This window comes from Streptomyces sp. NPDC055254 (genome assembly GCF_053606025.1).
The window spans coordinates 117,005-142,366 of record NZ_JBSGQV010000005.1 but is presented as its reverse complement, the minus strand read 5'-3'; the positions used below and the strand labels follow the sequence as shown (position 1 = coordinate 142,366).

General features: G+C 73.1%; 20 protein-coding genes. 16 read left to right on the top strand and 4 right to left on the bottom strand.

Features of this window, described 5'->3' with window-relative positions; all coding sequences use genetic code 11:
* The first annotated feature begins 147 nt into the window (after nucleotides 1–147).
* The 14 genes from ACWFQ8_RS07525 to ACWFQ8_RS07460 all read left to right on the top strand — a co-directional run bounded on the left by ACWFQ8_RS07525 (nucleotide 148) and on the right by ACWFQ8_RS07460 (nucleotide 16,432).
* Entirely contained in the window at nucleotides 148–2,547 is a 2,400-nt protein-coding gene (locus ACWFQ8_RS07525; RefSeq protein WP_453785258.1) for a collagenase, read from the top strand.
* A gap of 114 nt (nucleotides 2,548–2,661) precedes the next feature.
* Nucleotides 2,662–3,816, top strand: coding sequence for an NAD(P)/FAD-dependent oxidoreductase (locus ACWFQ8_RS07520; protein WP_453785257.1), 1,155 nt, complete (start codon nucleotides 2,662–2,664; stop codon nucleotides 3,814–3,816).
* A gap of 12 nt (nucleotides 3,817–3,828) precedes the next feature.
* Nucleotides 3,829–4,140: a (2Fe-2S)-binding protein gene (locus tag ACWFQ8_RS07515; protein WP_453785256.1), complete on the top strand. Its 312-nt coding sequence runs from the start codon at nucleotides 3,829–3,831 to the stop codon at nucleotides 4,138–4,140.
* Nucleotides 4,121–5,593 (top strand): FAD/NAD(P)-dependent oxidoreductase, encoded by a 1,473-nt coding sequence (locus tag ACWFQ8_RS07510; RefSeq protein WP_453785255.1) that lies wholly within the window; start codon nucleotides 4,121–4,123, stop codon nucleotides 5,591–5,593. Before ACWFQ8_RS07515 ends, ACWFQ8_RS07510 begins: the two co-directional genes overlap by 20 nt.
* A gap of 74 nt (nucleotides 5,594–5,667) precedes the next feature.
* Nucleotides 5,668–6,582, top strand: a complete 915-nt coding sequence (locus tag ACWFQ8_RS07505) for a dihydrodipicolinate synthase family protein (RefSeq protein ID WP_453785254.1) — start codon at nucleotides 5,668–5,670, stop codon at nucleotides 6,580–6,582.
* 52 nt (nucleotides 6,583–6,634) lie between these two features.
* Entirely contained in the window at nucleotides 6,635–7,639 is a 1,005-nt protein-coding gene (locus tag ACWFQ8_RS07500) for a proline racemase family protein (protein WP_453785253.1), read from the top strand.
* On the top strand, nucleotides 7,636–8,658 hold the full coding sequence (locus tag ACWFQ8_RS07495) for a proline racemase family protein (RefSeq protein WP_453785252.1): 1,023 nt from the start codon (nucleotides 7,636–7,638) through the stop codon (nucleotides 8,656–8,658). The genes ACWFQ8_RS07500 and ACWFQ8_RS07495 overlap by 4 nt, the downstream gene beginning before the upstream one ends.
* A gap of 74 nt (nucleotides 8,659–8,732) precedes the next feature.
* Nucleotides 8,733–9,650 carry an ornithine cyclodeaminase family protein gene (locus ACWFQ8_RS07490; protein WP_453785251.1) on the top strand — a complete coding sequence of 306 codons (918 nt, stop codon included), beginning with the start codon at nucleotides 8,733–8,735 and terminating at the stop codon, nucleotides 9,648–9,650.
* 56 nt (nucleotides 9,651–9,706) lie between these two features.
* Nucleotides 9,707–10,417: a GntR family transcriptional regulator gene (locus tag ACWFQ8_RS07485; RefSeq protein ID WP_453785250.1), complete on the top strand. Its 711-nt coding sequence runs from the start codon at nucleotides 9,707–9,709 to the stop codon at nucleotides 10,415–10,417.
* Nucleotides 10,418–10,739: 322 nt separating this feature from the next.
* On the top strand, nucleotides 10,740–12,482 hold the full coding sequence (locus ACWFQ8_RS07480) for an ABC transporter substrate-binding protein (RefSeq protein WP_453785249.1): 1,743 nt from the start codon (nucleotides 10,740–10,742) through the stop codon (nucleotides 12,480–12,482).
* A gap of 44 nt (nucleotides 12,483–12,526) precedes the next feature.
* Nucleotides 12,527–13,480, top strand: coding sequence for an ABC transporter permease (locus ACWFQ8_RS07475; protein WP_453785248.1), 954 nt, complete (start codon nucleotides 12,527–12,529; stop codon nucleotides 13,478–13,480).
* A complete protein-coding gene (locus ACWFQ8_RS07470; RefSeq protein ID WP_453785247.1) occupies nucleotides 13,477–14,463 on the top strand; it encodes an ABC transporter permease in 987 nt (328 codons plus the stop codon). Before ACWFQ8_RS07475 ends, ACWFQ8_RS07470 begins: the two co-directional genes overlap by 4 nt.
* Nucleotides 14,463–15,458: an ABC transporter ATP-binding protein gene (locus ACWFQ8_RS07465; protein WP_453785246.1), complete on the top strand. Its 996-nt coding sequence runs from the start codon at nucleotides 14,463–14,465 to the stop codon at nucleotides 15,456–15,458. The genes ACWFQ8_RS07470 and ACWFQ8_RS07465 overlap by 1 nt, the downstream gene beginning before the upstream one ends.
* Nucleotides 15,455–16,432 (top strand): ABC transporter ATP-binding protein, encoded by a 978-nt coding sequence (locus tag ACWFQ8_RS07460; protein WP_453785245.1) that lies wholly within the window; start codon nucleotides 15,455–15,457, stop codon nucleotides 16,430–16,432. Before ACWFQ8_RS07465 ends, ACWFQ8_RS07460 begins: the two co-directional genes overlap by 4 nt.
* A gap of 74 nt (nucleotides 16,433–16,506) precedes the next feature.
* Here the strand turns inward: ACWFQ8_RS07460 and ACWFQ8_RS07455 are convergent, their stop codons facing one another.
* Nucleotides 16,507–18,561 (bottom strand): prolyl oligopeptidase family serine peptidase, encoded by a 2,055-nt coding sequence (locus ACWFQ8_RS07455; RefSeq protein WP_453785244.1) that lies wholly within the window; start codon nucleotides 18,559–18,561, stop codon nucleotides 16,507–16,509.
* 182 nt (nucleotides 18,562–18,743) lie between these two features.
* Between ACWFQ8_RS07455 and ACWFQ8_RS07450 the strand changes: the two genes are divergently transcribed.
* The gene (locus tag ACWFQ8_RS07450; RefSeq protein WP_453785411.1) at nucleotides 18,744–20,192 is read left to right on the top strand and encodes an MFS transporter; all 1,449 of its coding nucleotides are present in this window, start codon (nucleotides 18,744–18,746) and stop codon (nucleotides 20,190–20,192) included.
* Between the two features lie 91 nt (nucleotides 20,193–20,283).
* Here ACWFQ8_RS07450 and ACWFQ8_RS07445 read toward each other — a convergent pair whose 3' ends face one another.
* Nucleotides 20,284–21,786: a cytochrome P450 gene (locus tag ACWFQ8_RS07445; protein ID WP_453785243.1), complete on the bottom strand. Its 1,503-nt coding sequence runs from the start codon at nucleotides 21,784–21,786 to the stop codon at nucleotides 20,284–20,286.
* Between the two features lie 185 nt (nucleotides 21,787–21,971).
* Here ACWFQ8_RS07445 and ACWFQ8_RS07440 point away from each other — a divergent pair, with 185 nt between their 5' ends.
* On the top strand, nucleotides 21,972–22,763 hold the full coding sequence (locus ACWFQ8_RS07440; RefSeq protein WP_453785410.1) for an aminotransferase class IV family protein: 792 nt from the start codon (nucleotides 21,972–21,974) through the stop codon (nucleotides 22,761–22,763).
* Nucleotides 22,764–22,918: 155 nt separating this feature from the next.
* Here the strand turns inward: ACWFQ8_RS07440 and ACWFQ8_RS07435 are convergent, their stop codons facing one another.
* Together ACWFQ8_RS07435 and ACWFQ8_RS07430 are read right to left on the bottom strand one after the other, a co-directional pair.
* Entirely contained in the window at nucleotides 22,919–24,448 is a 1,530-nt protein-coding gene (locus ACWFQ8_RS07435) for a helix-turn-helix domain-containing protein (RefSeq protein WP_453785242.1), read from the bottom strand.
* Nucleotides 24,449–24,768: 320 nt separating this feature from the next.
* Nucleotides 24,769–25,341, bottom strand: a complete 573-nt coding sequence (locus tag ACWFQ8_RS07430; RefSeq protein ID WP_453785241.1) for a GNAT family N-acetyltransferase — start codon at nucleotides 25,339–25,341, stop codon at nucleotides 24,769–24,771.
* Nucleotides 25,342–25,362: the final 21 nt, after the last annotated feature.

The following is a 25,362-nucleotide window of genomic DNA, read 5'->3' as shown; positions in this document are numbered from 1 at the left end:
TTACAGCTCACACCGCGGCACGTTAATCCCCGTCAAACGCCGCGTGACGCAGGGCAGTTCACGCGCTCCTCACCGGACGCGGCACCGCACGCACCACACCCCCACCTCCCATCCTCATCAGGAGTCTTGGTGTTCCAGCACAGAGCTGTGCGTACGTCCCTCCTCTCGGCCGCCGTCGCGGTCACCCTCCTCGCCACCGCGGGCCAGGGCGTGACCCGGGCCGCCGACTCGGGCGCCCCGGCCGCCGTCGCGGGCAGCGCGGCCCCGGCCGCCTTCACCGGCGGCGCCCCCGCCGCGAACCCGTTCGACGAGGTCGAGCGCTTCGCGAACGCCCAGGAGAACACCCCGGCGCCCGCCCCGGCCCCGGGCACCGGCCAGGCCGCCTCCGCCGCCACCCCCGCAGTTGCCCCGGCCGGCCGGATCCCCGGCGCCGTCCAGGCGGCCCCCGCGGCCACCGAGCGCAGCGAGAAGAGCCGCGAGGCGGCGCAGGCCGCGCCCACCGCGCGGAGCCTCGCCGTCGCCGTTCCCTGCACCCTCGACGGGATCAAGAACCTCACCCCCGAGCAGTTCGCCGACTTCCTCGGCGACCAGGCGGTCACCGCCGACGGCTGCCTGCGGGGCCTCATCTGGACCTGGGACGCCCGGCTGGCCCCGGTGATGTCCGACGCCCACGTGCAGGCGGTCTCCCGCCGGATATCCGCCCTCTCCGCCGCCCACGACGGCCGCAACTCCTCCCACCTGGAGGAGATGTTCACCTATCTCCACGCCGTCGCCTACCACGACTACGCGCGCTCCGAGATCGACGTCACCGACGCCCCGACCGTGAACGCCATGCGCCAGGCCGTCGCCGACTTCGGGAACGCCGCCCGCACCTTCGACGTCACCGCATCCAACGCCCGCACCCTGCGTGAGGCGCTGTACGCGGCGAGCGCGCCGGGCCTGCGCCAGCACCAGCTCGGCCTCATCAAGCGGGTCCTGGCCACCATGGACCCGGCCCACCCGGCCACGCACCTGGACGCCGCCTGGGCCGGTGCCGCCCTCGCCGCGCTCTCCGTCAACTACCTCGGCGTCTACCCGGGCAACCAGGACGCCGCCTTCCACGCGGCGGTGGCCGCCGACCCCTCGTACCGCGCGGCCTTCAAGGCCTTCGCCTCGTACGCGCACCTCAAGGGCACGGGCAACGCCTGGGTCCCGCGCGACGCGCTGAGCGAGTACGGCCGCTTCGGCCAGGTCGCGGGCCTGGAGGCGGAGGTCGTCGCCGACCTCGGAGCCCTGCTGGAGCCCGTCAAGGCCACCTTCGGCAACGGCAGTCCGCAGTGGGCCAAGCTCGTCAACTGGCTGAACTTCTACGAGGCCTGCAAGCCGTACGGGGTGTGCAAGGAGGACATCGAGCGGCAGATCTTCCCGCACACCTTCACCTACGACAACGGCGCGATCAAGGTCCGCACCGGACTCGACCGGGCCACCGTCGACAAGCTCTACTACGCGAGCAAGCAGGTCAAGGCGCAGTACCACCGCGTCCTGGGCACCGACCAGCCGCTGGCCGGCGATCCCAACACCACGCTGAACATCGTGCTGTACGCCTCGCGCGCCGACTACGAGAACTACCACCCGATCCTGACCGGCTACGACACCAACAACGGCGGCATCTACATCGAGAACGGCGCCACCTTCTACACGTACGAGCGGCGCGTCCCCCAGGATTCCTCGCTGACGCTGGAAGAGCTCTTCCGGCACGAGTACACGCACTACCTCAACGGCCGCTTCGCCGTCCCCGGCTTCTTCGGCGAGGGGCCCTGGTACGAGGACGACCGCACCACCGCCATGGACGAGGGCACGGCCGAGTTCTTCGACGGCGCCACCCGCGACAACGGCATCGCCGTCCGCAAGTCCCTGGTCAAGAGCATCATCAACGACACGGCCGGCGGCGGTCCGCGGATGAGCGTCGAGCAGATCCTGAACGCCACCTACGAGGGCGACGGCTTCCGCTTCTACAGCTACGCGGGCACCTTCTTCGAGTTCCTGTGGACCGAGAAGCCCATGGTGCTCCGCGAGATGTACACCCACCTGCGGGCGAACGACGTCAACGCGTACGAGGCCTGGCGCAACCGGCTGGGCTCCGACAGCTACCTCCAGCGCGACTACGACCGCTTCCTGGACGCCCAGATCGCCAAGGTCGACCAGCTCTTCGTACCGAACACCACCTTCACCCCCAACGACCAGTTGCGCGACGCGGCCCTGTCGTCGGTGAAGTCGTCCTTCGCCACGGCCACCTACAACACCCCGGACTGCGTCGAGAACGGCGACCCGGGCAAGCGCCGCTTCACGTGTACGGGCCGGATCACCGCGAACCTGAAGAAATGGCGCAGCGACGACCAGAACTTCAAGGACATGTCCGAGACGGTCGACTACTTCATCCTCGACCGGGCGGGCGCGGCCTCCAACAACCTGGCCGACATGAACTGCTCCTTCGGTCCCGTGGAGATCTGGTCCAACAAGCTCGCCGGTTCGGCGGACTACAGCTGTGAGGGTCCGCTCCGCGGCTGATCGGCGCACCGGGCCGGCCCCTCGTTCGCACGGGGGTGGGGCCGGCCCGGGCTTCCTGCCCGTGCCTTCCCGGGACCTCTGGGAACTCTCTAAAGAATGTGACATATTACTGCCGTGCCCAAGACCCACTCCCCGGACGTCGTCGTCATCGGCGCCGGTGTCGTCGGTGCGGCGTGTGCGTACTACGCCGCCCGCGCCGGACTCTCCGTGGCCGTCGTCGACCGGGGCCCCGTCGCGGGCGGGACGACCGGCGCCGGCGAAGGCAACCTCCTCGTCTCCGACAAAGAGGCCGGACCCGAACTCGACCTGGCGCTGCTGTCCGGCGCGCTCTGGCGCGCACTCGCCGGTTCCCTGCCCCGCGCGATCGAGTACGAACTCAAGGGCGGCCTGGTCGTCGCCCCGGACGAAAGCACCCAGAAGGCCCTGCGGACCTTCGCGGAAGGCCAGCGCGCGGCGGGGGTCGAGGCGGTCGAGGTGCCCGCCGACGCCCTGCGCGAGCTGGAGCCGCACCTGGCCCCGGGCCTCGGCGGCGGTTTCCACTACCCGCAGGACGCCCAGGTCCAGCCCGCCCAGGCCGCGGCCCGGCTGCTGGCCGCCTCGGGCGCCCGGACCTACCTCGGCGAGGAGGTGACGGGCATCCTGCGCTCCGGTGAGGCGGTGCGCGGCGTCCGTACCGCGCGCCGCGAACTCCTGGCCCCGGCCGTCGTGAACGCGGCGGGCACCTGGGGCGGGCGCGTCGCCGAACTCGCCGGAGTCACCCTGCCCGTCCTGCCGCGCCGGGGCTTCGTCCTGGTGACCGAGCCGCTGCCCCGCGTGGTCCGGCACAAGGTCTACGCCGCCGACTACATCGCGGACGTGGCCAGCGGATCGGCCGCCCTCCAGTCCTCGGCGGTGGTCGAGGGGACCCCGGCCGGCCCGGTGCTCATCGGCGCCACCCGCGAACGGGTCGGCTTCGACCGCGCGCTGTCCACCGAGGCCCTGCGCCGGCTGGCCGCCCAGGCCGCCGCGCTCTTCCCCGTCCTCGCCGACGCCCGCGTCCTGCGCACGTACCACGGCTTCCGCCCGTACCTCCCCGACCACCTGCCGGCCATCGGCGCCGACCCCCGCCGTCCCGGACTGCTGCACGCCTGCGGCCACGAGGGGGCGGGCATCGGCCTGGCCCCGGCGACGGGCCTGCTGATCGCCGCCGCCCTGACCGGGGCCGGGCAACCGATCCCCGTCGCCCCGTTCCGCCCGGACCGGGACTTCCCCGCCGCACCGACCTCCTGAGGAGCACCCCACATGCGCAGCCCCCGCTCGCTGGTCGGCGGCACTCCGGCGGCCACCTACCCGATCGACTTCGACGGCCGCGAACTGCCCGCACAGGCCGGCCAGTCCGTCGCCGCCGTGCTCTGGAGCGCCGGCATCCTCGCCTGGCGCACCACCCGCGAGGGCGGCGCCCCGCGCGGCGCGTTCTGCGGGATCGGCAGCTGCTACGACTGCCTCGTCACCGTCAACGGCACCCCGAACCAACGGGCCTGCCTGGTCCCGGCCCGGCCGGGGGACACCGTCACCACCCAGGAGGGAAACGGCCGTGCCGACCTCGCCGTCTGACCCCACCCCGCCGCCGGGGCCCGCCGCGGGCCGCCCGGTCGACCTCGCCGTCGTCGGCGCCGGACCGGCGGGACTCGCCGCGGCCGTCACCGCGGCCGGTTTCGGGCTGCGCGTCACCGTCCTGGACGCGGGGGAGCGTCCCGGCGGCCAGTACTACCGCAGCCCGGCGCCCGGGCTCGGGGCCGCCCGCCCCGAGGCGCTGCACCACGACTGGGCCGACTTCGCGGACCGCGAAGCCGCCCTGCGCGCCCACGAGTCGGCCGGCCGGATCACGTACCTGCCGGGCCACCACGTCTGGACGGTGGTCCGGGACGGCGCAGGAGCCGGCGGCGGGGGAGGCGTCGAAGGGGCCGGCGGGGGATGGGTCCTGCACGCGGTCACCGGCCACGGGGCCGATGAACGCGCGGCGGCCGTCGCCGCCCGGGCCGTGCTGCTGGCCACCGGCGCCTACGAGCGGCAACTGCCCTTCCCCGGCTGGACCCTGCCCGGGGTGATCGGAGCCGGCGGCGCGCAGGCCATGCTCAAGGCCGGGCTCGTGCTGCCCGGCAAGCGGGTGGTCGTCGCCGGGAGCGGACCGCTGCTGCTGGCCGTGGCCGGGTCGCTGGCCGCCGCGGGCGCGGCCGTGCCCGCCGTGGTGGAGGCCGCCGCCTACACCTCGTACGCGGGCGGGCTCCCCGTCCTGCTGCGCAACCCCGGCAAGCTCGCCGAGGCCGCCGTGTACGGCGGGGCCCTGCTGCGCCACGGCGTCCGGCTGCTGACCCGGCACGCGGTCACCGAGGCCCACGGCACCGACCGGGTCGAGGCCGTCACGGTGGCCCGGCTCGACCGCGACTGGCGGCCGCTGCCCGGCACCTCACGCCGCATTCCCTGCGACGCCCTCGCGATCGGCCACGGGCTCGTACCGCAGCTGGAACTCGCCACCGGCCTCGGCTGCGCCACCCGCGCCGCCGCCGACGGCACCGTCGCGCTCGACCTGGACGCAGGGCAGCGCTCCTCGGTCCCCGGGATCTGGTCCGCCGGGGAGACCGGCGGCATCGGCGGCGCCCGGCTCGCCCTCACCGAAGGGGAGATCGCGGCCCACGACATCGCCGGGCGGCCCGTCGCCGCCGTGCTGACCCGCCAGAGGACGCGGCTGCGCGCCTTCGCCGGGGCGATGGCCGCGGCGCACCGGCCCGGCTCCGGCTGGACCGACTGGCTCCGGGACGACGCCGTCGTCTGCCGCTGCGAGGAGGTGCCGGCCGCCCCGGTGCGCGAGGCCGTCCGCGACCTCGGCGCGCGGGACGCCCGTACCGTCAAACTCCTCACCCGGGCCGGTATGGGCTGGTGCCAGGGCCGGATGTGCGGTCCCGCCGTGGCCGCCCTCGCGGGGGTGGAGCCGGCGCCCGACCGGCGGCCGCTGTCCTGCCCCGTTCCGCTGCGGCTGCTCGCCCGACTTCCCCCCGCCGACCACTGATCGGCCGCGTGCGGCTCTTGTGGCCGCATCACACCCACTAGTAAAATGTCACACACCACTCTAGGGAGCTTCTCATGACCTTCGCGCACACCCCCGCGCCCCGCACCCGCCCCTGGCACGGCATCATGGTCGCCACCGCGCTTCCCCTGCGCGAGGACCTCGGCGTCGACTACGACGCCTACGCCGAACACGTCGCCTGGCTCATCGAGAACGGCTGCGACGGCGTGGTCCCCAACGGCTCCCTCGGGGAGTACCAGACCCTCACCGACGAGGAGCGGGCGCGCGTCGTACGCACCGCGGTCGAGGCCGCCGGCGACGGCGCCCGCGTCATGCCCGGCGTCGCCGCCTACGGCAGTGCCGAAGCCCGCCGCTGGGCCGAACAGGCCGCCGAGGCCGGCGCCGGCTCCGTGCTCCTGCTGCCGCCCAACGCCTTCCGCGCCGACGAGGACACCGTCCGCGCCCACTACGCCGAGGTCGCCCGCGCCGGACTGCCCGTCGTCGCGTACAACAACCCCATCGACACCAAGGTGGACCTGGTCCCGTCCCTGCTCGCCCGGCTGCACGCCGACGGCTCGATCGTCGCGGTCAAGGAGTTCAGCGGCGACGTGCGCCGCGCCTACGAGATCGCCGAGCTAGCCCCGGGCCTCGACCTGCTGATCGGCGCCGACGACGTCCTCCTCGAACTCGCCCTCGCCGGCGCGGTCGGCTGGATCGCCGGCTACCCCAACGCCCTGCCGCAGTCCTGCGCCACCCTCTACCGGGCCGCCGTCGCCGGTGACCTCGCCACCGCACTGCCGCTCTACAAGTCCCTGCACTCCCTGCTGCGCTGGGACTCCAAGACCGAGTTCGTCCAGGCCATCAAGCTCTCCATGGACCTGGCCGGCCGCCCCGGCGGCGCGACCCGCCCGCCGCGCTTCCCCCTCACCGGCGAGACCGAGGCCGCGGTCCGCGCCGCCACCGAGAAGGCCCTGGCCGAGGGACTCAACTAGGCCGGTCGCAGGGGACGACGGGCAACGACGGCACGAGAGGACAAGGGACTTCATGCGTACGCGCCACATCTACCACGCGGTGGACTCGCACACCGAGGGCATGCCCACCCGGGTGATCACCGGCGGCGTCGGGGTGATCCCGGGCGCCACCATGGCCGAGAAGCGGCTCCACTTCATCGAGCACACGGACCACGTCCGGACCCTGCTCATGTACGAGCCGCGCGGCCACTCCGCGATGAGCGGCGCCGTACTGCAACCCCCCACCCGGCCCGACGCGGACTTCGGCGTCCTCTACATCGAGGTCTCCGGCCTGCTGCCCATGTGCGGCCACGGCACCATCGGGGTCGCCACCGTGCTGGTCGAGACCGGCATGGTGCCCGTCGTCGAGCCGGTCACCACCGTCCGGCTCGACACCCCGGCGGGCCTGGTGAGCGTCGACGTCCGGGTCGAGGACGGGGCGGCCACCGCCGTCACCCTCACCAACGTCCCTTCCTTCTGCGTCGGACTCGACCTGAAGGCCGAGGTACCGGGCCTGGGCACCGTCACCTACGACCTCGCCTACGGCGGCAACTTCTACGCCTTCGTCGCACTCGACGACCTCGGCCTGCCCTTCGACCGGACCCGCAAGGACGACCTGCTCGCCGCCGGACTCGCGATCATGGAGGCCGTCAACGCCTCCGGGGACCGGCCCGTCCACCCCGAGAACCCCTCCATCGCCGGACTCAAGCACGTCTACCTCGCCGCCCCCGGCTCCGACGCCCGACGCTCGCGGCACGCCATGGCCATCCACCCGGGCTGGTTCGACCGCTCCCCCTGCGGTACGGGCACCAGCGCGCGGATGGCCCAGCTGCACGCCCGGGGGCTGCTGGAACTCGGTACCGACTTCGTCAACGAGTCCTTCATCGGAACCGAGTTCACCGGCCGGCTCGTCGGTGAGACCACCGTCGGCGGGCTCCCGGCGGTCGTCCCCACCGTGACCGGACGGGCCTGGATCACCGGCACGGCCCAGTACTTCCTCGATCCGACCGACCCCTTCCCCGGAGGGTTCCTGCTGTGAGCGGCTCCCTCGTGCGCACCACCGACTACCACACCGCCGGCGAGCCCTTCCGGATCGTCGACACCCGCGACCAGGACCTCCCCGTCCCCGGCGACACGGTCGCGGAGCGCTGCGCCACCGCCATCGGTCCGGGCGGCTCGGGCACCGCGCCCCGCCGCGGCGCCCTGGACGACGTACGGCGGCTGCTGGTCCAGGAGCCGCGCGGACACGCCGGGATGTACGGCGGGTTCGTCGTGCCGGCCGACGACGACGGGGCCCACTTCGGCGTGCTGTTCTGGCACAAGGACGGCTACTCCACCGCCTGCGGTCACGGCGCCATGGCCCTCGGGGTCTGGGCCGTGGACACCGGCCGGGTCACCGCCCCGGACGACGGGGACGCGCCGGTGCGCATCGACGTGCCGTCCGGACGGGTCACCGCCACGGTGCACCGCACCGGCGGGCGCACCACCGGGGTCACCTTCCGCAACGTCCCGGCCCGGGTGGGCGCCCGCAAGATCCCCGTCGCCACCACGCTGGGGCTCACCGAGGTGGACATCGCGCACGCCGGCGCCTGCTACGCCTCCGTCGCCGCGCGCGACCTCGGCCTGGACGTCTCGCGGGCCTCGCTGCCCGCTCTGGTGCGGGCCGGACAGGAGGTCCGGGCCGCGCTGGCCGGCCACCCGGCGACCTGGCACCCGGACGGCCCGCTGCTGTCCGGGGTCTACGGGGTGACCTTCCACGAGGAACTGCCCGGCACCCCCTTCGGGCCGCACCAGCGCAACGTCACCGTCTTCGCCGACGGACAGGTCGACCGCTCGCCCTGCGGCTCGGGCACCTCGGCGCGGCTCGCGCTGCTCGCGGAGGACGGGCGGCTGGGCGCGGGGGAGGACCTGCTGCACGAGTCGGTCACGGGCACGGTGTTCACCGGCCGGCTCCTTCCCGACGGCGTCACCGAGGTCACCGGCACGGCGTACCGCACCGGCGAACACGCCTTCGTGGCCGACCCGTACGACCCGCTCGGGGCGGGCTTCCTGCTGTGACGCGGCCCGCCCCGACAGGCCCGCGGCCGGCGGGGCCGCCGCCGGCCGGTGTTCGGCAGTTCGGCGCGGAGGCCATGGCCGGGCTGATCACCCCGGCCGACGCGGCCGACGCGCTCGCCGCCGCCCTGCGCTCGGGGGTGGATCCCGAGAGCTGCCCGCAACGCACGGCACTGGCCGTCCCCGGCGGCGAACTGCTGCTGATGCCGGCCGCCTCCGGCGCGTACGCCGGGGTGAAGATCGCCGGGGTCGCGCCCGCCAACCCGGGCCGCGGGCTGCCCCGCATCACCGGCTCCTACCTGCTGCTGGACGGCCCCACCCTGCGCCCGCTCGCCCTGTTCGACGGCGCGGCCCTGACCACCCTGCGCACCCCGGCGGTCTCCGCCCTCGCCCTGCGCCACCTGGCTCCCGAGGGACGGGCGCTGCACCTGGTGCTCTTCGGCTCCGGCCCCCAGGCGTACGGGCACCTGGAGGCGACCCTCGCCGTACGGGCGTCGGCCGGGGTCGTCGTGGTCGCCCGGAACCGGGCCGGCGCCGAGGCGCTCGCCGCCCACGCCGAGGGCCTCGGCGTGCCCGCCCGGGCCGGGACCCCGGACGACGTGGCCGGCGCCGACCTGGTGATCTGCTGCACCACGGCGCGGGAGCCGCTCTTCGACGGGCGCCTGGCGGGACCGGGCACCACCGTCGTGGCGGTCGGCTCGCACGAACCGGGCGCCCGGGAGACCGACACGGCCCTGGTGCGACGGGCGGCGGTGTACGTCGAATCGCGCGCCGCCGCCCTGCGCGAGGCGGGGGACCTGCTGGTGCCGGAGGCGGAGGGCGCCATCGGGCCCGGTCATATCACCGGCACCCTCGCCGACCTGGTCGCGGGCCGGATGCCGGCGGGCGGGCGGCCGGGTTGTCCACAGCTCTTCAAGAGCGTGGGCATGGCCTGGGAAGATCTTGCCGTGGCGGTCGCACTGTACGAGGCCGCCGGGGCAAGCAGAGAAACGTGACATTGTACGCTGTTGCTCTGCTCGTCGCGGGTGTCGCGGGTGTCGGAGGAAAAGCAATGGGTGACCTGAAGCAGCACAGTCTCATCAAGGCCCAGGAACGGCTCCGGGACCAGGTCGGCCATGCCCTGCGAGCAGCCCTGATAGCGGGTGAGCTGCGTCCCGGGAGCGTCTACTCGGCGCCCGGCCTCGCGGCGGAGCTCGGCGTGTCCGCCACCCCGGTGCGCGAGGCGATGCTCGACCTGGCCCGCGAGGGCCTGGTCGAGCCCGTCCGCAACAAGGGGTTCCGGATCACCGAGGTCAGCGAGCGCGACCTGGACCAGTACACCGAACTGCGCACGATGATCGAGGTGCCGACCATCGGCCGGATCACGAAGATCGCCACGACCGAGCAGCTGGAGGCCCTGCGCCCCGTCGCGCAGGAGATCGTGACCAGTGCGCGCGAGCACAACCTCATCGGCTACCTGGAGGCGGACCGCCGCTTCCACCTCTCGCTGCTGGGACTCTCGGGCAACGACCGGCTCGTCGAGACGGTCGGAGACCTGCGCAAGCGGTCCCGGCTGTACGGCCTCACCGGCCTGGACGAGGCCGGCAAGCTGGTGTCCTCGGCGGAGGAGCACATCGAGCTGCTCGACCTCATGCTGAGCGGGGACGCCGAGGCGGCGCAGGCGTGCATGACCCGCCACCTCGGGCACGTCCGCTCGCTGTGGGCCCAGGGCCGCGACGAGCCGGTGGGCCGCACGCCGGGCGGCCTCGGCTCGGGCCTTTAGGGGCGCGCGCCCCGACGCGGCAGTGGAGGTCGTCCTCGTCCTCCCCGGCCGGCTCGCGGAGGTGTGCCGGGTCGGGGGGTGCGCTGCGGCCCGCCGCGCCCGCGCCCCCGACCGCGTCCCTCTCGCGGTACGCGTACATGTCCGTGTCCGTTTCCGGGTCCATGTCCATGGCCGGTGATCGTAGGCCACGGCTCAACTCCGCGTAGGGCAAACGGATTTGGACACGGCTGGATAACGGGGGGCTCAACCTCTTGTCAGTGCAATTTCACATTACTATGTTATCGGTCACATCGTAGAGCGCGGCCCTTCACTGGAGTGACCCATGACCAAGCGCACCCAACTCGCCCTCGCCACCGCCCTGGTGGCGGCTCTCGCACTCGGCGCATCGGGCTGCTCCGACCCCAAGAAGGGCACGGGCGGTGCGGGTGCTTCGAACCCGGCCGCCGCCAACGACGGGAAGATCCTCGGCGGCACCCCGGTCAAGGGGGGCACGCTCACGGTGCTGTCGAACCAGGACTTCTCCCACCTCGACCCCGCCCGCAACTGGGTCATGCCGACGATGGATTTCGGCACCCGGCTCCTCTACCGCACCCTGGTCACCTTCAAGGCCGAGCCCGGCAAGGCCGGCAGCGAGCTCGTCCCGGACCTCGCCACCGACCTGGGTACCCCGTCCAACGGCGGCCGCACCTGGACCTTCACCCTCAAGGAGGGCGTGAAGTACGAGGACGGCTCGCCGATCAAGGCCCAGGACATCAAGTACAACGTCGAGCGCTCCTTCGCCCCCGACCTCACCGGCGGCCCCGACTACGCCGCCCAGTACCTGGCCGGCGCCGAGGGCTACAAGGGTCCGCTCCAGGGCAAGCACCTCGACTCGGTCAAGACCCCCGACGACCGCACGATCGTCTTCGAACTCAAGCGGCCCGTGGCCGAGTTCTCCGCCACCGCCACCCTGCCGACCTTCGCACCCGTCCCCCTGGCCCAGGAGAAGGGCACCCAGTACGACGCCCGCCCGTTCTCCTCCGGCCCGTACAAGATCGAGTCCTACGACCGGGACAAGAAGCTGGTCCTGGTCCGCAACGAGCACTGGGACCCGAAGACCGACACCGTGCGCAAGGCCTACCCGGACCGGTTCGTGGTGGTCATGGGCCTCAAGGGCGGCCAGATCGACGACCGCATCATCGCCGGCGAGGGCGCGGACGCCTCCGCCGTCCAGTACGCCGACATGCGTCCCGAGAGCGCCCCCAAGGTGCTGCCCAAGCCGGACGTCAAGGCGCGCCTGCTCGCCGAGTCCCAGGGCTGTACGGAGATGCTCCACCTGAACAACTCCCGCGCCCCCTTCGACGACCCCAAGGTCCGCGAGGCCATGCAGTACGCCGTCGACAAGGAGGCCGTGGTCACCGCGGGCGGCGGCCCGGCCCTCAACGAGGTGGCCACCGCCTACCTGCCCCCGGCCCTGTCCGGCGGCAAGCAGGCCGACACCCTGAAGATCGCTCCGGCGGGCGACCCGGCCAAGGCCAAGGAGCTCCTCAAGGCCGCGGGCAAGGAGGCCCTGAAGGTCTCCCTCGCCGTGTCCACCGGCGACAAGGGCAAGGCGGAGGCCATCCAGCAGGGCCTGTCGCGCGCCAGCATCGAGGTCGTCGTCGACACCGTCGACCCCGGCGCCTACTACGACGTCATCGGCGACCTGTCCACCACCCCCGACATGACGCTCACCGGCTGGTGCCCCGACTACCCGTCGGGCTCCACCTGGCTGCCCTTCGTCTTCGACGGACGCACCATCAAGGACAAGGGCAACCAGGGCAACTACAGCCAGTTCCGCGACGAGGCCACCATGAAGCGGATCGACGAGATCAACGCCATGGCCGACGCCGCGCAGGCCAACCAGGCCTGGATCGACCTCGACGCGGCCCTCATGGCGAAGTCCCCCTCCGTCCCGATCCTGCTGGAGCGCAAGCCCCTGCTCGTCGGCCCCAACATCGCGGGCGCCTTCGGCCACCCCGTGTGGACCGGCACCATCGACTACGCCACCGTCGGGCTCAAGGACCCGTCGAAGAGCCAGGGCTGAGGGCGGCCGGGCCCGACGGCATCCCGACATCCCGACATGACGACATGACGACCACCACCGCACCTGCCGACGGCGCCCCGCAGGTGAAGGAGGTCCCCCCGGGCAGCAGCCCCTGGCAGCTCGCCCGGCGGGAACTCCGCCGCCGCCCCGCCGTCCGCGTCAGCCTCGGCCTCGTCCTGCTCTTCGTCCTGACCGCCGTCACCGCGCCCTGGCTGGGCGCGCTCGGCGGCTGGTCCCCCGAGCAGTTCGACAAGACCGCCATCGACCCCTACCTCGGCGGCCAGCCCCTCGGCTCCTTCGGCGGGATCAGCTCCGAGCACTGGCTCGGCGTCGAACCCGTCACCGGCCGCGACCTGTTCGCCCGCGTGGTCCACGGCGCGCAGGTCTCCCTCCTGATCGCCTTCGCCGCCACCGCCATCGTGGTCCTCGCCGGCACCGCCGCCGGGATCGCCGCCGGCTACTTCGGCGGCCGCACCGACACGATCCTGTCCCGGCTCATGGACCTGACCATGTCCTTCCCCTCGCTGATCTTCATGATCGCGATGCTGTCCGTGGCCAAGGACGTCAACCGGATCGTCCTGATCACCGTCGTGATCGGCGTGTTCGGCTGGCCCGGCGTCGCCCGCGTCGTCCGCGGCCAGACCCTCTCCCTCAAACACCGCGAGTACGTCGACGCCGCCCGCGTCGGCGGCTCCGGCTCCTGGCGGATCCTGACCCGCGAGATCCTCCCGGGCGTCTCCGGGCCAGTGATCGCCTACACCACCCTGCTCATCCCCGGAATGATCAGCACCGAGGCCGCCCTCAGCTACCTCGGCGTCGGAGTCCGCCCGCCCACGCCCTCCTGGGGCCAGATGATCGCCGAGTCCGTGGCCTTCTACGAGACCGACCCCATGTACTTCGTCATCCCCAGCGTCTTCCTCTTCCTCGCCGTGCTCGCCTTCACCCTGCTCGGCGACGCCCTGCGCGACATCCTCGACCCGAGGGGCGGCCGCAGTTGATCCTCTACCTCGCCCGCAGGCTGCTCGCCCTCGCCGGGGTCCTGCTCGCCATCGCCGCCGTCACCTTCCTCATCTTCTACGTGCTGCCCGCCGACCCGGCCGCGGCCGCCTGCGGCAAGACCTGCAGCGCCGAGCGACTGGCCGACGTACGGGCGTACCTGGGCCTCGACCAGCCCCTGTGGCGGCAGTTCGCCGACTTCCTCACCGGCATCTTCACCGGCCGCACGCTCGGCACCGGCCAGTACGCCGTCGAGTGCGGCTTCCCGTGCCTGGGCTACTCGTACGAGAACTCCCTGCCCGTGTGGGACCTGCTCATGGACCGGCTCCCCGTCTCCGCCTCCCTCGCCGTCGGAGCCGCCGCGCTGTGGCTCGTCCTGGGCCTGGGCGCCGGAGTCACCGCCGCCCTGCGCAAGGACACCGTCACCGACAAGGCCCTGATGGTCGGAGCGGTCGCGGCGGCCTCGCTGCCCGTCTACTTCACCTCGGTGATGCTCATCTACGGCGTCATCCGCATCGCCGGCCTCCTGCCCTACCCCACCTACCAGGCCTTCTCCGAGGACCCGCTCGCCTGGGCCTCCAACCTGCTCCTGCCCTGGACCGCGCTCGCGCTGCTCTACGCCGCCATGTACGCGCGCCAGAGCCGCGGTTCGATGATCGAGGCGATGGCCGAGCCGTACATCCGCACGGCCCGAGCGAAGGGGATGCCCGAACGGGTCGTCGTCGTCAAGCACGGGCTGCGCTCCGGGATGACCCCCGTCCTGACCATCTTCGGCATGGACCTCGGCGGCCTGCTCGCGGGCGCCGTCATCACCGAGTCCATCTTCGGACTCCCCGGCGTCGGCCGGCTCTTCTACGGGGCGCTGGTCAACTCCGACCAGCCCGTGGTCCTCGGGGTCACCCTGCTCGCCGCCTTCTTCATCGTCGTCGCCAACCTCGCCGTCGACCTCCTGTACGCCGTCATCGACCCGAGGGTGAGGTACTGATGAGCGCTCCGCTCCTCGCAGTACGCGATCTGCGCGTCACCTTCACCACCCCGCGCGGCTCCGTGCGCGCCGTCGACTCGCTCGGCTTCACCGTGGAGGCCGGCCGCACCCTCGGCATCGTCGGCGAGTCGGGTTCCGGCAAGTCGGTCACCTCGCTCGCCGTCATGGGCCTGCACCGGGGCGCCGAGGTCAGCGGGTCCGTGGCCCTGGCCGGACGCGAGCTGACCGGACTCTCCGAGCGGGAGCTCTCCACCATTCGCGGGCGGCGGATGGCCATGATCTTCCAGGACCCGCTGTCCAGCCTGCACCCCTACTACACGATCGGCGAGCAGATCTCCGAGCACTTCCGGGTGCACTTCAAATCGGGACGGGCCGCGGCCCGCAGGCGGGCGATCGACATGCTCGGCGAGGTCGGCATCCCCGAGCCGGCCCGCAGGGCGGGCGAGTACCCGCACCAGTTCTCCGGCGGCATGCGCCAGCGCGCGATGATCGCCATGGCCCTGGCGTGCGAACCCGACCTGCTGATCGCCGACGAGCCGACCACCGCGCTCGACGTCACCGTGCAGGCGCAGATCCTGGAGCTGATCGCCCGGCTCCAGCAGGAGCGCGGCCTCGGCGTCGTCATGATCACCCACGACCTGGGCGTGGTCGCCAGGGTCGCCCACGAGGTACTGGTGATGTACGGCGGCCGGGTCGCCGAACAGGCGGAGGCCGAGGAGCTGTTCGCCGGTCCCGCCCACCCCTACACCCGGGGCCTGCTCGACTCGCTGCCGCGGCTCGACACCGCCGACGACGAACCCCTGCCCTTCATCCCGGGCTCCCCGCCGTCCCTGCTCGCCCCGGCCCCCGGTTGCGCCTTCGCCCCCCGCTGCCCGCGCGCCGCCGCGCGCTGCGTACGGGAGCGTCCGCGGCCGGTCCCGTACGGGGACGGGCCCGGCCGCACGGCGGCCTGCCACTTCCCCGGAGTCCGCACCGCCGAGGAGGCGGCCCGATGACCCGTACCGAACCGCTGCTGTCCGTACGCGACCTCACCATGACCTTTCCCGGCAAGCGGTCCGCGACCGGGCGCCGGGGGGCTCCCGTGCGCGCCGTGGACGGGGTCTCCTTCGACCTGGAGGCCGGCCGGACGCTGGGTCTGGTGGGGGAGTCGGGCTGCGGGAAGTCCACCACCGGCCGCATGCTCGTACGCCTGCTGGAGCCCACGTCCGGGCGGGTCGCCTTCGACGGCACGGACATCACCCGGCTGTCCCGGGGCGCCCTGCGACCGCTGCGCAGGAACATCCAGATGATCTTCCAGGACCCGCACTCCTCCCTCAACCCCCGCCAGACCGTCGCCCGGATCATCTCCGACCCGCTGCTCGTACAGGGCTGGGGCGCGCGGGACGCCCGCCGCCGGGCCGCCGAGCTGATGGAGCTCGTCGGACTGATCCCCGAGCACATCGACCGCTACCCGCACGAGTTCTCCGGCGGCCAGGCCCAGCGCATCGGGATCGCCCGGTCGCTGGCGACCAGTCCCCGCCTGATCATTGCCGACGAACCGGTCTCCGCCCTGGACGTGTCCGTGCAGGCGCAGATCGTCAACCTGATGGAGCGGCTGCGCGCGGAGCTCGGCCTGTCGTACGTGTTCATCGCGCACGACCTGTCGGTGGTCAAACGGGTCAGCGACCGGGTGGCCGTCATGTACCTGGGCCGGATCGTCGAGATCGGCGACAAGAACGCCCTGTACTCCAGTCCTCAGCACCCCTACACCCGGGCGCTGTTGTCCGCCGTACCGCTGCCGGACCCGGTGGCGGAGCGGCGGCGGGAGCGGATCGTGCTGCTCGGCGACCCGCCGAGCCCGGCCGCTCCACCCCCCGGCTGCACCTTCCACCCGCGCTGCTCCAAGGCGCGGGACATCTGCCGCACCGAGCGGCCGTTGCTGCGGATCGCCGCTTCGCGCGAGGTGGCCTGTCACTTCCCGGGTGACTGACGGGGATCCACGGGAAGACGAGGGCCCCGGAGACAACGGCGTCTCCGGGGCCCTGTGCGTCGCCTTCGGCCCACTCAGGCCAGCTCGCGGCGGAAGAACTCCAGCTCCTGCGCCATCACCTTCTCGCGGGCCCCGCCCGGGGTCATGTGCGTGACGCCGGGCAGCGCGAGCAGCTGGTGCGGGCGGCCCGCGTCCGTCAGCGCCCGCGACAGCCGCAGGGTGTGGGACGGGTGCACGTTGTCGTCGGCGAGGCCGGTGATCAGCAGCAGCGGCCGGATCAGTTTCGGCGCGTCGGGGATCAGCGAGTCCCGCTCGTAGACCTCCGGATGCTCCTGCGGGAGCCCCAGGTACCGCTCGGTGTACGCGGTGTCGTAGTGCCGGAAGTCGGTCGGCGCGGCCCCGGCCGCCGCCGCGTGGAAGACGTCCGGCCGGCGCAGCACCGCCAGCGCGGCCAGGTAGCCGCCGTAGGACCAGCCGCGCACCCCGACCCGGCCGAGATCCAGGTCCGGATGCCGGTCACCGAGCGCGCGGAGCGCCCCGACCTGGTCCTCCAGGGTGACCTCGGAGAAGCCCCGGTACATGGCGTGGGTGAAGGCGGGGGAGACGTACGGGGTGCCCCGGTTGTCCGTGGTGACGACCGCGAAGCCCTGGTCGGCCCACCACTGGCGGTGCTGCCAGCGGCGGGGCTCGGCGCTGACGTCCTGGAAGCCCGGGCCGCCGTAGCTGTCGAGCAGCACGGGCAGGCGCTGCCCCGGCACGTGCCCCCGGGGCAGGGTGAGGGCCGTCGGGACACCGTGTTCGGTGACCCGCTCCAGGACCGGGACCACCCGGTGGGGCAGCGGCTCGGACAGGTCGAGGGGGGTGAACTCCCGCCCGTCGGCGGTGCGTACGGTCCGTCGTATCCCGTCGGCGTCGGCGGAGGTCAGCAGCAGGTTCCCGGCCGAGGCCTGGACGCCGTGCACGCCGGGGCCGTCGGCGAGCGGGGTGCACTCCCCGGTCACGGGGTCGAGGAGCAGCACCTGCTGCTCGGAGGGGTCGCGCTGCCCGGCCTCGATCAGCAGCAGGCCCTCGTGGACCCCGGCCACGCGGCGCACCTGCGTCCCGTCGCCCGTGAGCGGCTCGCCGTCCACCGCGAGGGCGCGGGCGGCCCCGCCCGGGGTGTCGACGGCGGTCAGCATCCGGCCGTCGGCCAGCCGGGCCGGGGTGCCGGGGAGCATCGGGTCCACCCACTGCGGGTGCGTGGTACGGGAGAGTTCCCGGGTGCGGCCGGTGGCCGGGTCGGCGGTGAGTAGCAGGACGTTGCGCTGGAGCCGGTCCTGGACGGTCAGCAGGATCTCCCCGGGCGACTCCCAGCCCGCGTCGGAGACGTACGGGTAGCTCTCCTCGTCCCAGTCGAGCCGGACCGGGTCGCCGTCCTCGCGCAGCACCCACAGCTGGACCCCGGCGTTGGGGCCGCCCGCCTCGGGGTAAGCGAAGTCCTCGGCCGGCAGCTCGGGGTGCGCGGGGTCGGCGAACCAGCGCCGCTGGAGGGCGGACTCGTCGACGCGGGCGGCGAGCAGCGTGACCCCGTCCGGGGACCACCAGTGGCCCCGGGCGCGGCCCAGCTCCTCGGCGGCCGCGAACTCGGCGACGCCCCAGCGGGCCCCGTCGTCCGGGCTCACGCGGTCGCCCGGGCTGACGTACAGGGCGTCGCCGCAGACGTACGCGGTGCGCGAGCCGTCCGCGTTGGGCCGGGGGTCCAGCGCGGGGCCGGCGACCGGGAGCCGGGCGGCGCCGGTCCCGTCGGGGGAGACCGCGTAGAGCTGCCCGTAGAGGGGGAAGACGGCGCGGCGGCCGTCGCCGGAGAGCGCGTACGAGCCGATCCCGGCGGCGACGAGCCGGATGCGCTCGCGCAGTCGGCGTTCGGCGACGGGGAGCGGACCGGGCTCCGGGCACAGTTCACGGGGATCGGCGAGCCGGGACTCGGCGCCGGTCGTCGTGTCGAGGACCCAGAGGCTGTCGAAGGGGTCGGTGGGACCGCCGGAGCGGAGGAACCAGAGCAGCCTGCCGTCGTCCCCGAAGGTGAACGCGCGCGGGGCGCCGTACGTGAAACGGGCCGTCTTCGCGGAGAGCCTGAGGAAGTCATCCATGATCGTAGTGTGACATGTGATATATCACCGGCACTAGGCTGTTCGAGTGGTGGCCTCCCGGGGCCGGGCTTAGCGTCGTGAGGGTGGACCGGAACCCGCTGCCGAGCGCGAACGGGACCCACGGCAAGGGCCGTGGCGGTACGCACGGCCTCGCGCTGTTCGTCATCGCCTCCTGCCAACTCATGGTGGTCCTCGACATCACCATCGTGAACATCGCGCTGCCGCACATCCAGGCAGACCTGGGCTTCTCCACCGAGAGCCTGTCCTGGGTCGTCAACGCCTACACGCTCACCTTCGGCGGCCTGCTCCTGCTGGGCGGCCGCGCGGGCGACATCCTCGGCCGGCGGCGCGTGTTCGTCTTCGGCGTCCTCCTCTTCGGCCTCGCCTCGCTGCTGGGCGGACTCGCCCAGAACGACGTGCAGTTGCTGGCCGCCCGCGCCCTCCAGGGCGTCGGCGGGGCCATCGCCTCCCCGACCTCCCTCGCGCTGATCACGACCACCTTCAGGGAAGGCCCGGAACGCAACCGGGCCTTCGGCGTGTTCGCGGCCGTGTCGGCCGGCGGCGGCGCCATCGGCCTGCTGGCCGGCGGCATGCTCGTCACCTGGCTCGACTGGCGCTGGGTGTTCTTCGTCAACGTCCCGATCGCCCTGCTGATCGCGGTGATGGCCACCCGGGTCATCCGGGAGTCCGAACGACACCCCGGACACTTCGACCTCGCCGGCGCGCTGACCTCGACCGTGGGCATGGTCGCCCTCGTCTACGGCTTCATCCGGGCCTCGCAGGACGGCTGGGGGGACGCGGTCACCCTCGCCTCCTTCGCCCTGGCGGTCGTGCTGCTCGCCGCGTTCGTCCTCATCGAGCGCCGCTCGCCCCAGCCCATCACCCCGCTGCACATGTTCGCCGACCGCAACCGGGCCGGGACGTACGCGATCATGCTCTTCCTCGCCTGCGCGATCTTCGGGATGTTCTTCTTCCTGACCCTGTTCGTGCAGAACGTCCTGGGCTTCAGCCCGCTGCGGGCCGGCCTCGCCTTCCTCCCCATCAGCGCGGTCATCGCGGTGGGCGCGGGCGTCACCTCGCACCTGCTGCCGAGGTTCGGACCCAAGCCCTTCATGGTGATCGGCGCCCTGTGCAGCGCCGCCGGCCTGGCCTGGCTGACGCTGACCGACGTCGACTCCACGTACCTGGGCAGCATCCTGGGCCCGATGCTGCTGTTCGCCCTCGGCATGGGCATGCAGTTCGTGTCCCTGACGCTGATGGCACTGTCGAACGTCCCCGACCGGGAGTCGGGCGCGGCATCCGGTCTCCTCAACGCGATGCAGCAGATCGGCGGCTCGCTCGGACTGTCCATCCTGGTCACCGTGTTCGGCACGGCCAGCCGCAACGAGGCCGAGGCGCAGGTCCCGGCCTTCCTCGGCCAGGCCACCCCTGCGCAGCGGCTCCTCTTCGAACGCACCGGCCGGCTCCCCGACCCCTGGGGCGACTACGTACTGACCTCGGGCGTGTCCGCCGCCTTCGTCACGGCCTCGATCTTCACCCTGGTCGCCGCCGTGATCGCACTGTTCGCGATCCAGGTCCGCCCCTCGGACCTCGAACGCCTTAAGGGCAACCACACGCCGACGGCGGTCTGACGACGGCGGTCCGCCGGCGGGGTCCGGCCGGACGCGGGAACCGTGCCGGGGCGGTGCGGATCGGGCAGGGTCGGCGAGGGGCGCCCGGGCGTCACGCGTTCACGCGCCGTACCCGGCAGCGGGCCGGGCCGTCGGTCCGCAGGGTGATGCCGGCGCCGACCGGGACGTCGGTGTCCACCGCCTCGAACTCGTACGCCCGCAAGGTCATCGCCAGCGCGATCACCGACTCCAGCATCGAGAAGTGCTGGCCGATGCAGGCGCGCGGGCCGCCGCCGAAGGGGAACCACGCATAACGCGGGCGCAGCGCCTCGGCCTCGGGGGTGAACCGGTCGGGGTCGAAGCGCTCCGGGTCCGGCCAGTACCGCGGATGCCGGTGCGTCACCCAGGGCGCCACGACCACGTCCGCGCCCGCCGGGACCGCCACCCCGCCCACCACGGTGGCGGCGACGGCCTTGCGGCCGATGACGGGCGCGGCCGGGTAGAGCCGCATGGCCTCCTTGAGGACCCGGGTGAGGTACGGCAGCCGGTCCAGATCGGCGGCTTCGGGCGTACGGTCGCCGAGGACCCGGGTCACCTCCTCCCGGGCCCTGCTCTGCTGCTCCGGGTGGCGGGCCAGCAGATGGAGGGCGAAGGCCAGCGAGGTGGCGGTGGTCTCGTGGCCGGCCAGCAGGAAGATCAGGACCTGGTCGCGCAACTCGACGGCGTCGAACGCGGCGTCGCCCGCGGTACGGGCCGCGGCGAGGAGGCTCAGCAGGTCCGCGGCCGGGCCGTCGTTCGCGGCGTCCGGGGAGGCGTCCGGAGCGGTGGCGGCTCCGAGCCGCTGTGCGACGATCGCGTCGCACACCGCGTGGAGCTCGCCCATCGCGGCGGCGGCCCGCCGGTTGCCCGGGGTCGGCCAGCCGCGGGGCAGGTTGGCGGGGGAGTAGGCGCGGCGCAGTACGTAGTCCGTGATGACCGGGAAGCACCGGTTCACGACGTGGGCGGTCGCCTCGACGTCGGCTCCGAAGAGGATCCGGGTGACCGCGCGCAGGGCCAAGTGCGTCATCTCGGCGCCCACGTCGACGAGGCCGTCGCGGGCCTCCTCCCAGGCCAGCAGCACCGAGGCGGTCTCGGCGGCGACGGCCCCGGCGTACCCGTCGACCCGGCGTCGGGTGAACAGCGGTTGCACGAGGCGGCGTTGGCGCAGATAGTCCTCGTCCTGGCTGGTCAGCAGTCCGTTGCCGAAGGAGTAGCGGACCTCCTGGTAGAAGGCGTTGTCCTTGCGGAAGTTGGCCGACTCCGAGGCGAGCACCTGCTGGGCGCCCTCCGCGGAGAACACGCAGTACAGCTCGGCGCGCAGCACGGGCGGGCCGACGGTGATCCGCACGACGTCACCGTGCCGGTGCCGGGCCCGCAGGAAGGTGCCGAGGGAGTCCGACTTCAGGTCGCGCAGCGATCCGAGCAGCGGGTGCCCCGCGAGTACGGGGGCCGGTGGCGCGGGCGCACCGACCGTCCCCGACGTCACCGCGGTAGCAGCCGCGCCCCCCGTACCCGCCGTACCCGCCGTACCCGCCGTACCCGCCGTATCGGCGTCCCTCTGCGTTCCGGCTGACATGACCGCCCCCTTCGTCCCGACTCGTGGCGCTCGATTCTGCCGGGCCCTACCGCCGGTGGCGAGGATGCGTACGACATCGGACCGGATATCGCCGTGCCGCGCCCGGCCCCGCCCGGCCCGTGCCGCGCCCGGCGGGGTGCCGGCGGCTGGGGACGGTGAGCGGCGGTGGAAGACTGGGCGGCGTGATGGAACTGGACGGAGCCGCGGCCGACCCGGAGGCGGTGCGGGCCCTGGCGCTCGTCAACTACGGGCACTTCACGACGATGCGCGTCGAGGACGGACGGGTACGGGGCCTGGCCGCGCACCTGGAACGGCTGCGGCGGGACTGCCGTGCGCTGTTCGCGGCGGAGCTGGACCTCGACCGGGTACGCGAGTACCTCGGCCGCGTGGTCGCCCCCGGCGGCGAGGGCGCGTGCGTCGTCCGCGTCACCGTCTTCGACCCGGCCCTGGACCTGGGCCGGCCCTCCGCGCCGGCCACCCCGCACGTACTGGTGACCACCCGCCCGGCGGGGCCGCCGCTCCCCCTGCCCCCGATGCGGGTCGGGTCCGTCCCGTACGTGCGCGACGTGCCGGCGGTCAAGCACACCGGCCTCTTCGGAACCCTCCACGGCCGCCGGACCGCGCAGCGGGCCGGCTTCGACGACGCGCTCTTCCACGGCCCCGACGGACTCGTCTCCGAGGGCCCCACCTGGAACGTCGGATTCGTGGACGACTCCGGCACCGTGATCTGGCCGGCGGCCGACGTCCTGCCGGGCGTCACGATGGAGCTCCTGCGCCGCCACCACCCCCACGTCGTCGCCCCCGTCACCCGGGAGTCCGCCCACGGCATGCGGGCCGCCTTCGCCACCAACGCGGGCATGGGCGTCCGGGCCGTCACGGCGATCGACACCGCGTCCTTCGCACCCGACGACCCGGCACTGTCCGCCCTGCGCGAGACCTACCGGTCCCTCCCGACCGACCCCCTCCGGTCTCCCTGACCGACCCCCCACGAGGCGAACCTCGGCCTCTCCTCGGACAAGATCGTCCCCTCGTGTCCCGGCGGGAGATCCGGAAGCCCCCTTGCCGCCGTGTCCCGGGAGCACGGTGCGCGGGTCCGCGCCGCTTCGCGACCTGGCGCGGACCCCGCGCGCCGTCAGATGTCGCGGAAGATCTCGATCTGGGCGCCCACCGAGTTGAGGCGCTCGGCCAGTTCCTCGTAGCCGCGGTTGATCACGTAGACGTTGCGCAGGACCGAGGTGCCCTCGGCCGCCATCATCGCGAGGAGGACGACCACGGCCGGGCGGAGGGCCGGCGGGCACATCATCTCCGCCGCGCGCCAGCGGGTGGGGCCCTCGACCAGGACGCGGTGCGGGTCCAGGAGTTGGAGGCGCCCGCCGAGGCGGTTGAGGTCGGTCAGGTAGATGGCCCGGTTGTCGTACACCCAGTCGTGGATCAGGGTCTGGCCCTGGGCCGTGGCGGCGATGGCCGCGAAGAAGGGGACGTTGTCGATGTTCAGCCCGGGGAAGGGCATCGGGTGGATCTTGTCGATCGGGGCTTCCAGCTTGGACGGACGCACGGTCAGGTCCACCAGGCGGGTGCGGCCGTTGTCCGCGGTGTACTCCGCCGAGCGGTCGTGGTCGAGGCCCATCTCCTCCAGGACCGCGAGCTCGATCTCCATGAACTCGATCGGCACCCGGCGGATGGTCAGCTCCGACTCCGTCACGACCGCGGCGGCGAGCAGGCTCATCGCCTCGACCGGGTCCTCGGAGGGGGAGTAGTCCACGTCCACGTCGATGTTCGGGACACCGTGGACGGTGAGCGTGGTGGTGCCGATGCCCTCGACCTCGACGCCCAGCAACTCCAGGAAGAAGCACAGGTCCTGGACCATGTAGTTGGACGAGGCGTTGCGGATGACGGTGACCCCGTCGTGCCGCGCGGCGGCCAGCAGGGCGTTCTCGGTGACCGTGTCCCCGCGTTCGGTCAGCACGATCGGGCGGTCGGGGGAGACCCCGGCCTCGACCTGCGCGTGGTAGATGCCCTCGGTCGCGGTGATGTCCAGGCCGAAGCGGCGCAGGGCGATCATGTGCGGCTCGATGGTGCGGGTGCCGAGGTCGCAGCCGCCGGCGTACGGCAGGCGGAAGTGGTCCATGCGGTGCAGCAGGGGACCGAGGAACATGATGATGCTCCGGGTCCGGCGGGCCGCGTCCGCGTCCATGGCCTCCATGTCGAGCCGGGCGGGCGGGACGAGCTCCAGGTCCACGCCGTCGTTGATCCAGCGGGTGCGGACGCCGATGGAGTTGAGGACCTCCAGCAGGCGGTAGACCTCTTCGATCCGGGCCACCCGACGCAGGACCGTACGGCCCTTGTTGAGCAGGGACGCGCACAGCAGGGCGACGCAGGCGTTCTTGCTCGTCTTGACGTCGATGGCGCCGGAGAGGCGGCGGCCGCCGACGACGCGCAGGTGCATCGGGCCGGCGTAACCCAGAGAGACGATCTCGCTGTCGAGCGCTTCGCCGATGCGGGCGATCATCTCCAGGCTGATGTTCTGGTTGCCGCGCTCGATCCGGTTGACGGCACTCTGGCTCGTGCCGAGCGCGTCGGCCAGCTGACTCTGTGTCCAGCCACGGTGCTGCCGGGCGTCACGGATGAGCTTGCCGATGCGTGCGAGGTAATCGTCTGCCATGGGTGCACCGTATCTCAGATATGAGATACGGCTCGCGTGGGGCGTGGCGTGCGGGTGTTACCGACCGTCAACTGCCATCGTGCGCCCCGCTCGGGCGGGCGGCGCGACGAGCCTGGTCAGAGGGGGCGGAGCCTTCTCCTGCGAGGTAAGGGTCAGTTGGCCCGGCGGGTGTGTCACCGCATGGGCGCCATTGGGCCATTTGGGGTATCTATTCAACCCATACCCTCTTTGGTCATTTTCGTGCGATTCATCCCGCGCGTGTCCGGATGTGGCGGCCGGTCGCCGTCGCGCCCGCCGCCGGCCCCGCCCGTCGGCGCCCCTCAGCGCAGGTCGAGGCGCATCAGGACGCGGGGGTGGCCGGCGAGCACGGAAGTGGTGTCGGCGGCGTGGGTGAAGCCGGCGCGTTCGAAGTTCTTCCGGATCCCGGCGTACGCCATGGTCAGGTCGACCCGGGCGGCGCCGTTGTCGAGCGGATACGCCTCGATCGCCGGCGCGCCGTGGGCGCGGGCGAACTCGACCGCGCCGGCGATGAGGGCGTGCGAGATCCCCGCCTTCCGGTGGCCGGGGCGTACGCGGATGCACCACAGCGACCACACCGGCAGGTCGTCGACGTGCGGGATCTTCCGGTTGCGGGCGAAGGAGGTGTCCGAGCGCGGTGCGACGGCGGCCCAGCCGACGGGGCGGTCACCGTCGTAGGCGAGTACCCCCGGAGGCGGCTCGGCGCGGCACAGCCCGGCCACGTACTCGCCCCGCGCCGGTCCGCGCAGCTCGTTGTTGAGCTTCGAGGGGATCCGGTAGCTCAGGCACCAGCAGACATCGGCCCCGGGAGACTTCGGGCCGAGTACGGCGCGGACGTCCTCGAAAGCCGCGGCCGGGCGCACGTCGATGACCATGGCCCCACGATGCCACGAGCC

Coding starts and splice junctions, on each gene's coding strand:
- ACWFQ8_RS07515 (WP_453785256.1), top strand. CDS start 3,829: ATGCGCAGCCCCCGCTCGCTGGTCGGCGGCACTCCGGCGGCCACCTAC.
- ACWFQ8_RS07505 (WP_453785254.1), top strand. CDS start 5,668: ATGACCTTCGCGCACACCCCCGCGCCCCGCACCCGCCCCTGGCACGGC.
- ACWFQ8_RS07500 (WP_453785253.1), top strand. CDS start 6,635: ATGCGTACGCGCCACATCTACCACGCGGTGGACTCGCACACCGAGGGC.
- ACWFQ8_RS07490 (WP_453785251.1), top strand. CDS start 8,733: ATGGCCGGGCTGATCACCCCGGCCGACGCGGCCGACGCGCTCGCCGCC.
- ACWFQ8_RS07485 (WP_453785250.1), top strand. CDS start 9,707: ATGGGTGACCTGAAGCAGCACAGTCTCATCAAGGCCCAGGAACGGCTC.
- ACWFQ8_RS07480 (WP_453785249.1), top strand. CDS start 10,740: ATGACCAAGCGCACCCAACTCGCCCTCGCCACCGCCCTGGTGGCGGCT.
- ACWFQ8_RS07475 (WP_453785248.1), top strand. CDS start 12,527: ATGACGACCACCACCGCACCTGCCGACGGCGCCCCGCAGGTGAAGGAG.
- ACWFQ8_RS07465 (WP_453785246.1), top strand. CDS start 14,463: ATGAGCGCTCCGCTCCTCGCAGTACGCGATCTGCGCGTCACCTTCACC.
- ACWFQ8_RS07460 (WP_453785245.1), top strand. CDS start 15,455: ATGACCCGTACCGAACCGCTGCTGTCCGTACGCGACCTCACCATGACC.
- ACWFQ8_RS07455 (WP_453785244.1), bottom strand. CDS start 18,561: ATGGATGACTTCCTCAGGCTCTCCGCGAAGACGGCCCGTTTCACGTAC.
- ACWFQ8_RS07450 (WP_453785411.1), top strand. CDS start 18,744: ATGGTGGTCCTCGACATCACCATCGTGAACATCGCGCTGCCGCACATC.
- ACWFQ8_RS07445 (WP_453785243.1), bottom strand. CDS start 21,786: ATGTCAGCCGGAACGCAGAGGGACGCCGATACGGCGGGTACGGCGGGT.
- ACWFQ8_RS07440 (WP_453785410.1), top strand. CDS start 21,972: ATGGAACTGGACGGAGCCGCGGCCGACCCGGAGGCGGTGCGGGCCCTG.
- ACWFQ8_RS07435 (WP_453785242.1), bottom strand. CDS start 24,448: ATGGCAGACGATTACCTCGCACGCATCGGCAAGCTCATCCGTGACGCC.
- ACWFQ8_RS07430 (WP_453785241.1), bottom strand. CDS start 25,341: ATGGTCATCGACGTGCGCCCGGCCGCGGCTTTCGAGGACGTCCGCGCC.